The sequence below is a fragment of the Pseudomonas sp. ANT_H4 genome (genome assembly GCF_008369295.1).
GTDB lineage: Bacteria > Pseudomonadota > Gammaproteobacteria > Pseudomonadales > Pseudomonadaceae > Aquipseudomonas.
This window is the reverse complement of the sequence record NZ_VOBG01000026.1, coordinates 1-12,956: the sequence shown is the minus strand read 5'-3', so window position 1 is coordinate 12,956 and position 12,956 is coordinate 1. Positions and strand designations below refer to the sequence as shown.

Genomic DNA, 12,956 nt, shown 5'->3' with positions numbered 1-12,956 from the left:
AGAATGTTTCCGCCTCAATTGGCGTTTACCGTCCATAACTGGTCAAGCCTGGTGGTGTAGCTCTGGCTCATCAACTCACGACGCATCGCCCAGGCCGGCGCTGCTGGCACCGCGGCGGAGCGTAGCGTACCGCGCCCCCACCGGTTGTTGATCTCATCGAGCACATTCATCACCTTGTCCGCGGCCGCCGGCTGCGTATGCGCAAAAAGATCGTCGGTGAATTCACCTGGTTGTCGCAGATCCATCAGCAACACCTCGGCCTTGCTGTACCGGAACCCTTGACGGAACAGGCGCTCCACTGCTTGCGTAGCTGCTTTTGTGATCAAGCGCAAGTCATTGGTGGGATAGGGAAGCTCCACTAGAACGCCGTTGGCGTAACGCGCTTCGCCTGGGTTAAACATTCCAGTACGAATGCTCACGCGGATCTTTTTGCACAAAGAATGCTGGGCGCGCAGCTTCTCCGACGCCCGTTGTGCATAGGTGGCCACCGCTTCCTTGATCGGTTCGATCGTCTCCAGTCGCACTCCAAACATTCTGCTGCAACAGATCTCCTGCTTGGACGGAGCTGCGTCCTCCAGCGCCAGACAAGAAGTGCCGGCAAGCTCGCGTATGGTTTTCTCCAAAACGACGCTGAATTTGCGGCCGAGCAAGAACGGGTCGGCCTTGGCCAAGTCCATTGCCGTGCGAATGCCCAAGGCCTGCATGTGAGTTGTCATGCGTCGACCAATGCCCCACACCTCTTCAACGGCCGTGTTACGCAACACCCAGTCGCGTTTGAAAGGATCGCGCAGGTCCACCACGCCGCCAGTCTGCGCTTGCAGTCGTTTTGCTGTGTGATTGGCCAGTTTCGCTAGGGTTTTTGTATGGGCGATGCCAACGCCCACCGGAATTCCGGTGTGTTTCAACACCCTGGCGCGGATCTTCCGCCCAAGTTCTGTGAGGTTGCCGGGCATACCGGTCAGGTCACAGAAAATCTCATCGATGTAAAGGAAAGATGTCAACCCATGGACATCGGTTTGAATGAATATTTGACAGGGTTTAGATCAGGTGTCCGATGTCCATAGACCACACGCATTTTTCACAGAAATGGATCAAGTGGTGTCCATGGCAAATACGCGAATTTTGTGGCGACGAAAGCTAGCGTGACCAAGATGAGCCCGCTCCAATAGTCCAAAGCTCATCCAGCCTGGTTGTATAACTGGGGCTCTTAAGCTCTCTCCTCATACCCCATTCAGGTGATACAGGGACGCTGGCAGTCCGCAATGTACCTCGCCCCCACTGGGCATTTATCTCATCCAAAACATTCATCACTCACCCGCTTGCCTCTGGCTGTGATGTCGCGAATAGGTCGCCGGTGAATTCGTTAGGCTGCCGCAGATCCATCAGCAGTATCTCCGCCTTGCTGAATTTGAACCCCTCCTGGAACAGCTCGTTTATTCCATGTCGCGTAGGTCATTAGCGTATCAAAGGTAAGCCTCAGGCGTCGTTCTATGGTTTGATGCATCCATCCGAACCAGACTCACACTTGCATGAAAACGCTTGATCTAAAAATTCGTCTGCGCTGCGGCGACGACATCGCTATCGGGCCTGGCAAAGCTGATCTTCTCGCGGCGATTCAAGAGGCGGGCTCAATAAGTGGTGCCGCCCGTCTCCTAGGGATGTCCTATCGACGTGCCTGGCTACTGGTGGAAACCATGAACCGCTGCTTTCGGGAGCCTTTGGTGTCGACGTCAGCCGGTGGTCGTCATGGCGGGGGAACCCAATTGACCGCTACTGGCGAGCAAGTGCTTAAGTCTTACCGCGACCTCTGTGTTCGCGCCTTGGCTGAAATCGAAAGCCATATGGGCGAAATTACGGCCTTGCTGGTCACCTAAAACTCCTACAAAGCATAAATTTCTCGCTGAGATGTGGACTGAGGATCGTTGTATATGGAAGGATACGGCGCTTTGTATACAATCCGTCACTCATTTGGAGTTGAGAATGCCGATCCTCACACGCATAAGAAAATGGACATTGGGCCTCTCATTGGTTTTAGCCGCGCCAGTGCTGGCCTTCGCCGATGTCACACCCACCGTGGCTGCCGCTGCCGACTTGAAATTCGCGTTGGAAGAAGTAAATACCCAGTTCAAGGCTGACACTGGCAAAGAGATACGTCTGGTATTTGGTTCGTCGGGTAACTTCTTTCGTCAGATCAGCGAGGGCGCTCCCTTCCAGTTATATCTTTCCGCCGACGAGGGATATGTTCAGCAGCTGAACACAGCAGGTAAGACGGTCGATGAGGGCACTCTGTACGCACTGGGCAGGATCGTGTTGATGGTGCCTCACGGCTCAACCCTGAAAGCCGATGTTCAGCTCAAGGATTTGCGGGCTGCATTGGCCGACGGTCGAATCAAAAAATTCGCCATCGCCAACCCTGAACATGCCCCCTACGGCCTGCGTGCTGAGGAGGCGTTGAAACATGCCGGTCTTTGGGATGCAGTAAAGGACAAGCTGGTACTGGGTGAGAATGTTGTACAGGCCGCTCAGTTTGCCACCTCGGGCAATGCTCAGGGCGGCATTATTGCCTATTCCCTGGCGCTCGCACCTGACGTCAGTAAGCTCGGCGAATATGCCCTGATCCCTGCTGAATGGCACGAGCCGCTGCGTCAACGTATGGTACTACTCAAGGGCGCCGATGAAACGACGCAGGCGTTCTACCGCTATGTCCAAGAGCCCGCTGCACGCAACATTATGCGCAAGTACGGCTTTGTTTTGCCGAATGAAGAGAAGGCTCAGTAAGCCATGGATTGGTCAGCATTGTGGCTGTCTCTCAAGCTGTCCTTCTGGACAATGCTGATCCTCCTGCCCGTCGGTATATGGGCAGGTCGTAAACTGGCCTGGTCGTCATTTCGTGGAAAAAGCCTAACGGAAGCGTTATTGGCGTTGCCACTGGTATTGCCACCGACTGTGCTCGGCTTCTACCTGCTGATGTCGATGGGAAGACGCTCGCCTGTTGGCCAGGGCTACGAGTCACTGTTTGGTCACCAGCTGACATTTTCTTTCGAAGGTCTGTTGGTGGCCTCAATAGTGTTCAACCTACCATTCGCTATACAACCCATGCAGCGGGCCTTTGAAGGTGTCGGTCAGGATATTCGAGAAGCGGCTCGCTGCTGTGGTCTTTCATCCTGGCGCATATTGTTGCGGATCGAGCTGCCCCTGGCATGGCCCGGCATTCTGTCGGCGCTGGTGATGACATTCGCCCATACACTGGGTGAGTTCGGCGTGGTGCTAATGGTCGGGGGTAGTATTCCCGGTGAAACCCGCACCATCGCCATCTCCATTTATGACAGCGTTCAGTCCTTTAACGACCGCGCAGCGGCCCTCATGTCGTTGGTGCTTTTGCTGGTTTCACTGGGCGCTATCAGCCTGTCCTACTTTGCTACTTCGCGTTTAAATCGGAGCGCTCGCCATGGTTGAGCGCAAACAAGGCCTCTACCTTAAGGTGCAGCAGGACGGCCCCATCGCGCTGGATGCCGAACTGGCATGTGAGCCCGGCGAAGTGCTTGCGCTGGTCGGCCCCTCAGGCAGTGGCAAGTCCACGCTGCTGCGCTGCATTGCCGGGCTGTACTCCCCTGAGCAAGGTCGAATTCAGTGCGATGGTGAAAGCTGGTTTGATAGTCACACTCGGCACTTTGTCCCGACTGCGAAACGGCGCATCGGCATGGTGTTTCAACATTACGCCCTGTTTCCGCACCTCAATGCGCTGGAAAACATCATGGAGGCCATGCGCGAGCTTCCACCAGAGCAGAGACGTAACCGGGCCCATGCTTTGATTGAACGCGTGCACTTGAACGGTTTAGCGCAACGCCGCCCTCATGAACTGTCTGGTGGTCAGCAGCAGCGTGTCGCCGTGGCGCGAGCGCTAGCCCGCGAGCCTAAGGTGCTGCTGCTCGACGAACCTTTCTCAGCCGTGGATCGTGCGACCCGTGAGTCGTTGTACAACGAGCTGGCCGAACTACGTCGTGAATTGCGCATGCCGGTGGTGCTTGTTACCCATGACTTGGATGAGGCGACATTGCTGGCTGATCGGATGTGCATTCTTGCAGCGGGTCGCACCTTGCAAGAGGGCCCGCCTGACCAGTTGATGCAAGCGCCTGCAACTACCGAGGTCGCCAGATTGGTAGGGATGCGCAATGTGTTTGCTGGCCGAGTTATTGAGCATACGACGGCTTATAGTCTTCTTGATTGGCGTGGGCAGGTACTGAAAGTAAGTGCGCAACCACAGTGGCCAGTCGGACAGGTTGTAGGTTGGGGTTTGCCAACCTCTGACGTGCTGCTGATGCCGCAAAAGCATGAGCCTGGGGAGATGGACAACACTGTTCTGGTTGAAATCGAGCGCCTGTTGTCCTTGGGCGAACACATACGTGCTCTGCTGCGCTCGGGTGATGATCTGATTGCGATGCACGTACCGCGACACCTTGCGCAACGATACGAACTGGCGGAGGGGCAGCAGATCAGAATCCGCTTACGCGGAGAGACCATACATCTGATGTCCCAAACCGCGACCAGCAAACAGGAACCTCTGGACGCGTAAACGTAAAGGCGAAATGTTTTTATCGGCTCCTTCGAATCGGTCTTTTACGCATTCAGGTCTTACACCTTCGATACCTAAGGACGAATGTCTAGCGATGACTTCAGATCGAGAAAACAAAAAAATAACTGTATTTGGTAGCGGTACGGTCATTGGTGCATTAGGTGGCCTGATCGGGTTGGGGGGCGCAGAGTTCAGACTTCCACTTCTTATTGGCTTGTTTGGCTTTGGAGCGCTGGAGGCAATCATCCTCAATAAGGCAATGAGCCTCGTTGTCGTAGCCACAGCCTTACCATTCCGAGCATTCAGTGTTCCCTACACGGCAGTCTTTGAACGATGGGACATTATTGTCACGCTTCTCGCTGGAAGCCTTGCAGGCGCCTGGTTCGGTGCAGGATGGGCGACGAAGCTTAAAAGTAAAACCCTGTACCGTATTTTGGCAGTGCTGCTCGTAGGTATTGCCGGCGCTCTGTTGTTTGGGCACGAGACAAGTTCTACCGGTGTGGCCCTGTTTCACGGCGTGCTACTGGCTATTGTCGGAATAGTGGTCGGCTTCGGTATCGGAGTGGTTGCGGCTCTGATGGGTGTCGCCGGCGGCGAGCTGCTGATCCCGACAATCGTTCTTCTGTTCGGAGCTGACATCAAGCTCGCTGGTAGCCTGTCGCTAGCTGTAAGCCTGCCCACCATGATTGTGGGCTTCACGCGCTACAGCCGCGACCAGAGCTTTTCTATCATTCGCGCTCAACGGCCCTTCATCTTGGTCATGGCAACAGGCTCCATTATTGGGACATTCATCGGTGGGCAACTGTTAGGTCTGATCCCAACGACATACCTGCTCCCGTTGCTTGCCGCCATCCTCCTGATCTCATCGGTCAAAGTATGGCGGCATAGTTGAAGACCACTCTGTCTCTAAGTCCGTGCGCGAGTCCGAACGACCGGACGTTCAAATGAATAGGCATGAAGGGCTGCTTTTGGCAGATAGCTGCCTGTTTCCATCGGCGGATCGCAGCCAGTAGCCAGGAAGCATCTAGCCCGGAGCTGCCGGCTGAGACTCATCAATCTAGCAGAGCGCTCAGTTCCTTCCGCTCGCCGCGTCAAGGTTGAGCAGCAGAGTGGTCGGAATAGGCCAGTCCCTACACCCAGGCGACTAGCTGCATACGCGCTGTTATCTCAAAGCTTTCTCGGCCCGCGAGGATCCAACGAAATTATATTTGACGCAGGCAACTGCCGCTCAAGCTCAGCGATACGGTCATACAGCTCAATGATTTTCGTATCCGCTTCGCTCAATAAACTTGCGAGTTGGTCGCGCTGCCGGGCTACTTCCTCAATCCGATCACGCAGGGCGCGGCTTTTCTGGCGGGCGAGAAGATTTACCTGGTTCAACGAAGGAGGTCGCTCCTCCGCATTTTGTTCCACGTAGGTTTTTATCTCAGCGATGAGACTCGGGAAACGAGATTTCTTAAGCGCCGACGGATCGCTCCCGGCCTCTTTGGCCACGTTGTTCTGAGTGACCGGTGTCCCCTTCGGTAGAAGCTGTGGCCTATTGAGTTTCAGGCGCTCAAAAGCATCACGATATTGATCAGCCGCGCTGCGGCGAGCAGGGAGTTCAACGTCCATTTGCGCTCCCTACGACACGACGAAAGCTTGCTACGCTTCGCTGTTGAGCCATCAAAGATTCCATTAGCGGACTTCCATCCTGAGCAGTAACAAGCCGCTCTTTGAGTACGTGTTCAAGATCATCTACCGCACCCAATCGTTCTGAGTCATACAGCACATCAGGGCAAGGTTTTGCATCCACTGAATCACCACCCCCGCAATGGGCAATGTTGTCAATTCCGCCGTACGGACAAGGTTCACGACTCGAACAAACGCCGAGAATTATCGGGCGACAGGCGACCGCGCCTTTCTTTGCCAAACCAATCATCTTCTTCGCATCCTCTGGCGAAATCAGCCGAACGATCTCAGCCTTTCGTTTGTCTCCATGGGGACTGACAAAACGCTCACTCGTAAGCTGCTGTAACTCTCTTCCAAGCGTCTCGTACATTGTGCGAACGTACAGAGTGTGAGCCTTTTCCTCTAGACGCATCCGCGAGTGATTTTGTCCGTAGTAAAGGCTCATCGCTCGTGTGACGTGCTTGAGCTGGTACTGAAGCGAAGCATCACTTACGAGCCCGGAAGCTTGCATGTTCACTGCCCCAGTTCTACGCAACTGATGCCAAGCCAACGGCCATACAGCGCCCGCTTGATACTCCTCCGGCAATGAAGGGGTAGCTAGCCGGGCCAATTTCAAATCCTCAGGCGTGATACGCAAACGTTCTAAGTCAAAGAGCTTCCCGTACCGCCCCAAAAAGTCGGAATATGACTGGATGCTCGGCCTCAGTGAGTGGTTACCTTTATTGCGCAACGAACTCCAGGGTTCGAAAGAAAAATCGGTCAAGTAACGCCCGGCGAGAACTCTCTCGGCTTCGTGAGGTGCGTGTAGTGAGCGAAACAGAGAAATAACCTCCATCGCCTTCACGGCGACCGCCACAGATGGGGATGTGACCCAAATGGCGTCCCTATCAGAGAGCGTTTTTGTCGTCTGCCCGCGTAACAAAAAAATGTCACCGAAGCTCTTGTCGTGCTCGATGTCAAGGCACCCGGCTCGAAGATTCCATGCTTCCTCGACCCGCATGAGACTGAAGTTAAGGATGTAAGCCAATCCCGCGCCGTTGACCAGTTTCAGATAGCTAGTCAGCGCTCTTACTTGCAAGTCACCACTGCGCCCTACCCAACGTTCAAGTAGCTCAAAGATGCCGAAGCGTTTCGCGGTATCCGCAAACGCGCCGAGAAAACGAAGCCCCGTTTTAGCGCCTGATAATTGCATCTTATGGCCGCAAAAAGGCGGGGCGTTTGAGCACGCTGTTCTCTCCGAAACCCTCTGGTTATGTTCGTAAGCCGCGAAACAGAACCGATAACAAGCTTCAACCTGTTCTCGATGGGATAGGAAGTCATCAAGGCACTCTCGCAGCCTAGTAACTTGATAGCGCCAAATACGTGGCGGGATGTACGGTGTTTGAGAGGTGTGGTGAGTGGGAAAAAGCGCAGCTAGACGGGTTAGAGAGCCTGAATCCAGCAACGTAAACCCCACGGCCTCTCTGGACGCGTAAAGCTCATGCATTAACGTCAGAAACTCGGTTTTTCTCGAGGTCTGAAGAAAGGCAGGGATCCGTTCGCATACGCGTGGAAAGTGGCTTAATTCGCTGGCAAGTATTCCTGCCTCTTCGCAAAGAACAAAGAGCCGTCGCATCTGATCGAAACGCGTTTTAAGGGATCTGTAGCCACGAGCGCCGTACGGCCCGTATAGCCACCAGCCAGTGATGATTCGAAGTAAATTTGCGTTCTTTGAGCTAATTGGCGCCGCTGATTTTTTAACTGGCCCATCACCAAAATTCAGCGTCAGTGCCTTCTTGGCCCATGGATCAAGCCTCCAAATTGGATCGCCCCAACGGCTTATTACTTTGCCCTGTGCATCAATTACGACCGGCCAATCAGGTGGCGGAGGCCAGCTCTCTGGACGGAAATTCGATGCCCCAGGAACGGCGAGAGGCGACTCGATAGAAAGCCCTAACGTCGTGAGCATATTCATAGGGAAGGCCCCGCTGTAACTTCCGCAAGCCGAATAAATCCGTCCCAAGCTGGGTGATAGTCCTCCTCAGTTATGCGAGCCAGTGCCTCTTCAACCCAAAGCCGACGCACCTCGCTACTTTCTTGAAAGAACCGTAACTTCGCACTCAGACGCTCGACCGCAAGCATCGCTGGATGGTCAGCCTCGTCAGATCTATCCGTGCAAGCTGGGCGATATCTAACTAGCTCCAAGCTCTTTAGCACTCGCAAACTACTCAGAGACCAGACGTGATCCTCGCTTTCAATATCCCGATGATTGACGCAGAAAAGGCAACCCGCAGCGTTGATACAATCGGGATCAGGAGCATTAGTCGGAGCATCCACGACCGATTCTGGTATCGGCGCCACACAAGTACCTGGAGCAGGTGAGCAAACGACGGGATCTGCTTGCCGGTGAAATCGAGTGATTTCAATCATCGCAATTTGCGGATTGGGCTCGGCGTACACACGAATCAAAGTTTCAGCGGTATGCTGTGCGATTTCCGCCACCAGTTCGGGGCGTTGCGACTCACGTAACAGCCAATTAATACGCGCCCCCCGGAGCTTACGAGGTCGAACGAATCGAACACTGGAATCGGTGCAGACGCGCGCAATAGCCGTGAACTGAGGAGCTTCTAAAACGAGACGTCCCCCAGGGCGGACGAGAGGGAAAAGAAGTCCCTCTAGATCGTCAGGAAACCACGTGTTACGCCACTCAATGTAGCGTTCGAACCACTGCTTGTAGCTTGAGAAAACGTCAAACAGCACTTCACCCTGACGGCGATTTTTGTAAGACCTCACTTGGTAACCATCAAAATGACTCGTGTAATGGTATTGGTCGATCCGAAGCTGATGCGCCTGCGACAAATTCATGCCGGTTTGTGCGATGAACATGAGCAGCTCGGCTTCGATTCGCAGATTCACTGCCGGGTATCGAGTCTCGATTGAAACGTCAGCGCTCCGAAGTTCGCGGTTTCTAAGGATGGCCGCAATCTGGAATTTGGTTTGAGGTCGAATCCGTCGTGACGCTTCCTTCTCTGTATCGCGCAGGCCGCACCAGATAGGTAGCGTCGAACCCGACCGCAACTCCACGAGGATGGGAAGTGGCCCCGCCACAGCTTCATAGGTAAGGGACGTACAGACGTCGGCAATGAACTGCCCGAATGAAAAGCTCTCTTCTAAACTTTGCTTATCAGCGCCCCCATTACTGGCCTTTCCGTTGCCTCTAGGCTTGCGGATTCGGGTGCTGTACAGAAGCGTCGAGCTTCGGCCTAGAACTCGGTCGAGCATCGTCGCAGTTAAACTTGCCGCGTCGTATAATGATCCGGCAGTTAGATATCCTTCCACGCGATGACGCTGTAGAAGATGTTCCGCCCACCCCAAGTATTCCTCCGCGACCGTATCAATGCTCAACGGACGCTCGCACTGATCCACCCACTGAAAAAACTTCCTCAACGCACCAATCTTGTTATTTGCCGAAAAGCGGCTCCTCCCGCCGACAAGGTCGTCGGTCAAACAGTCATGGAGCCCCTTCACAAGCTCTACCCGCTCCAGCAAAGGATCACCCAAAGCACCTGATGTGATTTCACTGCGTACAGTCTTCACTTTTGCCTTAGCACCACCGCTGTATAAAAGTGGTGCCAGATCCCAGGGCGTCTCATTTTTCGCGTACTCAAGCATTGGAAACGTTAGGTCTGAAAACGTCAGATTATTCATTGCTTGCTCCCTGCATCGAAGCAATCCCTGTAAACGCAGTCATGAAGCTGTTCGCAATGGCCTGCTTGGCGGGTGCGGCTTGCACAAATTTGATGTATTTGAAGGTGGTAGCCTCCGAATTTCGACCGTGAAGCAATGCATTGCTGACAGTCGCAATCACTATCGCCACATCAGTGCAATTTGCTAAAGCGAGCCTAGCTAACTCAGTTCCAAAGGTGCATCGGGATTGGTGGAAGCGAAACTTCCTGAGCGCTTTGATGCCCGACGCGATGCCTAATTTTCTAAGCGATGACATCTCAACGTTTATGGCCGAAGACTGATCACTGTTGCGACGTCCGAAAGGGTTTCCGAAACGTGTCAAGAACACTAAGTCTTGATGCTCGCCAGCAGCAGATGCCTCGCGAGTCAACCTGCGAAGACCCTTGGCGTACTCCAAGACTTCTGAACACAAAGCTTCGGGAATCCATACCTGGCCAGTTACCGCAAATTTGGTATGCACGGGCGGGGACGCACCTGGCCCTACGGATATCAGAAGCAGACCTTTAGCAGACGGATCATGTAGGGCACGCTCCAACGTGTCGATGCGAAGGTCACAGATCGTTCCCAGTCGCATACCCGTAAAGAAACCTAGAGCCAACATCAGGTAAAGCTCGGGTGAGGCGCTCTGTTTTGCGAAATCAAGAATGGCGTCGCGATCAACCGCAGACACTGGAAGTAGCCCACCTTCCAAAGTGACCCCAATGCGTTTTCGGTTTGGAATACCCAGATCGGTGGTGGTGCCAGCTAGCGTTCGCTCGAAGCCGACCTGATCAAAGTATTTGATGAAATAGCGCTTGTCTTTCCACAGCGGCAATAGCGGGTTTAGAAGGCCACGCCTCCTAATCCACCTGTAGAAACTGATGCAGTTACGCATGTACTCGGAAGCCGTGGCAGGACTGATATGACCAGCATCACGAGCCTTGATAAGCGCCCCACGGTACTGAACAAGACATCGATCAGCCTTTCGAGACGGAAACTCAAACCAATGAAGCCCGCGACTCTCCAAAAACTTCGCGTAGTTCAACAGCCCGTTCAGATTGCTAGAAACGGTCTTAAGGAGTGCCTCACCATTGGTGACTCTTTCCATAGCCCAGAGATTGGCTTCTCTCCAGGGCAAGCCGTCTTCCCAGAATATTTGTGGTAGTCCTTCGATCACTACACGGGAGCTATTCAGCGAGTAGGTGAACGAGCCCCATGAAAGACAGGACACCGTTTCCCCCTTACGATAAGGGATAGGCAAACGGTTATGTTTATGACTAACAGCAACGATAAGAGTGGGGAGCTTTTGGGCCAGGAGCGGCGACGCCGCTGGAGCCCGGAGCAAAAACTGGCCATGGTTCGCGAGAGCCTTGAGCCAGGGCAAAGTGTGTCGGTCGTCGCTCGGCGCAACGGCATCAATGCCAACCAGTTATTCCTGTGGCGCAAGCTGTATCAGGACGGCAGCCTGTCGGCGGTCAGTGCTGGCGAAGCCGTGGTGCCGGCCTCCGAGCTGAGCGATGCGCTCAAGCAGATCCGTGAACTGCAACGGATGCTGGGCAAGAAAACGATGGAAGCCGAAATCCTCAAAGAGGCCGTGGAGATCGCCCGGTCGCGAAAATGGATTGCGCACTCACCCTTGTTGCCGGGGGACGACCAGTGAAGCTGGTCAGCGAATGTCTCGGTGTGGCGCGCTCGCAATTAACGGTTCGAATCAAACAATCGGTATCGCCCAAGACACGGCGAAGCAGACCTGTGGACGACGCTGAGTTGGTGGTTGAAATCCAACAGCAGGTCAGCGAGTTGCCCAGCTATGGCTACCGTCGTGTCTGGGGATTACTGCGTCGGGAACGTGAAACCCATTCGCTGCCGGCGATCAATGTGAAGCGGGTTTACCGGGTCATGCGTGATCACAACTTGCTGCTGGAGCGTCGACTCAAACAGCCCGGCGTGCCGCGTCGGCACGAAGGCCGTATTGCCGTGAAAACCAGCGATACGCGTTGGTGCTCGGACGGCTTTGAGTTCCGCTGCGAGGATGGCGCCAAACTGAGCGTGACCTTCGCCCTCGATTGCTGTGATCGCGAAGCCATCGGCTGGGTGGCAAGCCCGACCGGGTACAGCGGCGATGATATCCGCGACTTGATGCTGGAAAGCGTGGAGAAGCGCTTCGGTGATCAATTGCCCACCACGCCGGTGCAATGGCTAAGCGACAACGGCTCGGCGTATACCGCCGAACAGACACGCCTGTTTGCTCGACAGATCGGCTTGCAGCCGGTGACCACGCCAGTTCGCAGCCCGCAGAGCAACGGGATGGCGGAGAGCTTCGTGAAGACGATCAAGCGTGATTACGTGGCGCACATGCCCAAGCCGGATCGGGAAACGGCGTTGCGTAACCTGGCAATTGCCTTCGAACATTACAACGAGCAGCATCCGCACAGCGCTTTGAACTATCGCTCGCCGAGGGAGTTCAGGCGCTTGGCGGCAGCATCAATTTAACAGGGAGTTGGTGTCCGGTTTTGTAGGGGCAAGTCCAGTAGGTAATCAGGCGGTCTTTGACAGAAAGGTCATGCGGACTGAAGTGAATGTGTTCGACGGTAGGCAAGTGAAATCTCTGTAAGAACAAGCGTCAATGTCCATGGGGACACCATCTAACTTTGGGCGTCCACAGTATGCAACTTATTCTTATCGATGGAGTAGACCTCGCTGTCACACACCATCGACTCGATTAAAGTCATGACTCGTTCAGACATTTGGCCGTACAACGCGTAATTGCTACTGAACGCCACAATTCCGTGTCGACGTAAGGTGTCCTTAATCTGGAAATAGGGTGCGCCCATTTTGACGAATGGCTTGGCATCGTAGCTGCGCGCAATGACGCAGCCATCGTTGTATCTGAATGACTCTAACAGTTAGTAGATTGTAACATACTGTTTTATAAGCATTTTACAAGACTAACAATTTTTCAATTTTTCGAGGCCTCTTGAAACCCTTCACGACCACTGTTCGAACG

General features: G+C 54.2%; 11 protein-coding genes and 2 pseudogenes. 6 read left to right on the top strand and 7 right to left on the bottom strand.

What is annotated here, in order from left to right; translation table 11 throughout:
- Positions 1 to 14 precede the first annotated feature (14 nt).
- Both FQ182_RS24245 and FQ182_RS24240 read right to left on the bottom strand, forming a co-directional pair.
- The gene (locus FQ182_RS24245; protein WP_371923912.1) at positions 15 to 1,001 is read right to left on the bottom strand and encodes a DUF4113 domain-containing protein; all 987 of its coding nucleotides are present in this window, start codon (positions 999 to 1,001) and stop codon (positions 15 to 17) included.
- Positions 1,002 to 1,137: 136 nt separating this feature from the next.
- A pseudogene (locus tag FQ182_RS24240) lies at positions 1,138 to 1,437 on the bottom strand (DUF4113 domain-containing protein); the annotation flags it as partial.
- A 92-nt stretch (positions 1,438 to 1,529) separates the two neighbouring features.
- Between FQ182_RS24240 and FQ182_RS24235 the strand changes: the two are divergent.
- The 5 genes from FQ182_RS24235 to FQ182_RS24215 all read left to right on the top strand — a co-directional run bounded on the left by FQ182_RS24235 (position 1,530) and on the right by FQ182_RS24215 (position 5,465).
- On the top strand, positions 1,530 to 1,874 hold the full coding sequence (locus FQ182_RS24235) for a winged helix-turn-helix domain-containing protein (RefSeq protein WP_149415142.1): 345 nt from the start codon (positions 1,530 to 1,532) through the stop codon (positions 1,872 to 1,874).
- 106 nt (positions 1,875 to 1,980) lie between these two features.
- Entirely contained in the window at positions 1,981 to 2,778 is a 798-nt protein-coding gene (gene modA / locus FQ182_RS24230; RefSeq protein WP_149415143.1) for a molybdate ABC transporter substrate-binding protein, read from the top strand.
- Positions 2,779 to 2,781: 3 nt separating this feature from the next.
- Positions 2,782 to 3,456, top strand: a complete 675-nt coding sequence (modB, locus tag FQ182_RS24225; RefSeq protein ID WP_149415144.1) for a molybdate ABC transporter permease subunit — start codon at positions 2,782 to 2,784, stop codon at positions 3,454 to 3,456.
- Positions 3,449 to 4,573, top strand: a complete 1,125-nt coding sequence (locus tag FQ182_RS24220; RefSeq protein WP_149415145.1) for an ABC transporter ATP-binding protein — start codon at positions 3,449 to 3,451, stop codon at positions 4,571 to 4,573. The genes modB and FQ182_RS24220 overlap by 8 nt, the downstream gene beginning before the upstream one ends.
- Positions 4,574 to 4,667: 94 nt before the next feature.
- A complete protein-coding gene (locus FQ182_RS24215; RefSeq protein WP_149415146.1) occupies positions 4,668 to 5,465 on the top strand; it encodes a sulfite exporter TauE/SafE family protein in 798 nt (265 codons plus the stop codon).
- Positions 5,466 to 5,740: 275 nt separating this feature from the next.
- On the opposite strand, the gene FQ182_RS24210 is transcribed toward FQ182_RS24215, so the two are convergent.
- From FQ182_RS24210 to FQ182_RS24195, 4 genes are read right to left on the bottom strand one after another with little or no spacing between them, the layout of a single operon-like run.
- Entirely contained in the window at positions 5,741 to 6,187 is a 447-nt protein-coding gene (locus FQ182_RS24210; RefSeq protein WP_032860787.1) for a hypothetical protein, read from the bottom strand.
- The gene (locus tag FQ182_RS30515; protein WP_256667229.1) at positions 6,177 to 8,198 is read right to left on the bottom strand and encodes a hypothetical protein; all 2,022 of its coding nucleotides are present in this window, start codon (positions 8,196 to 8,198) and stop codon (positions 6,177 to 6,179) included. Before FQ182_RS30515 ends, FQ182_RS24210 begins: the two co-directional genes overlap by 11 nt.
- Positions 8,195 to 9,931, bottom strand: coding sequence for a site-specific integrase (locus FQ182_RS24200; RefSeq protein ID WP_149415147.1), 1,737 nt, complete (start codon positions 9,929 to 9,931; stop codon positions 8,195 to 8,197). Before FQ182_RS24200 ends, FQ182_RS30515 begins: the two co-directional genes overlap by 4 nt.
- Positions 9,924 to 11,180 (bottom strand): site-specific integrase, encoded by a 1,257-nt coding sequence (locus FQ182_RS24195; RefSeq protein WP_256667228.1) that lies wholly within the window; start codon positions 11,178 to 11,180, stop codon positions 9,924 to 9,926. The genes FQ182_RS24200 and FQ182_RS24195 overlap by 8 nt, the downstream gene beginning before the upstream one ends.
- Positions 11,181 to 11,222: 42 nt before the next feature.
- Here FQ182_RS24195 and FQ182_RS24190 point away from each other — a divergent pair.
- Positions 11,223 to 12,442 (top strand): IS3 family transposase gene (locus FQ182_RS24190; RefSeq protein ID WP_371923911.1). Its coding sequence is split into 2 segments (ribosomal slippage): positions 11,223 to 11,568 and positions 11,568 to 12,442, totalling 1,221 coding nucleotides; the frame shifts between segments, so codons are not numbered across the junction.
- Between the two features lie 185 nt (positions 12,443 to 12,627).
- On the opposite strand, the pseudogene FQ182_RS24185 reads toward FQ182_RS24190, so the two are convergent.
- Positions 12,628 to 12,834: pseudogene (locus tag FQ182_RS24185) on the bottom strand (DNA-directed DNA polymerase); the annotation flags it as partial.
- Between the last annotated feature and the right edge of the window lie 122 nt (positions 12,835 to 12,956).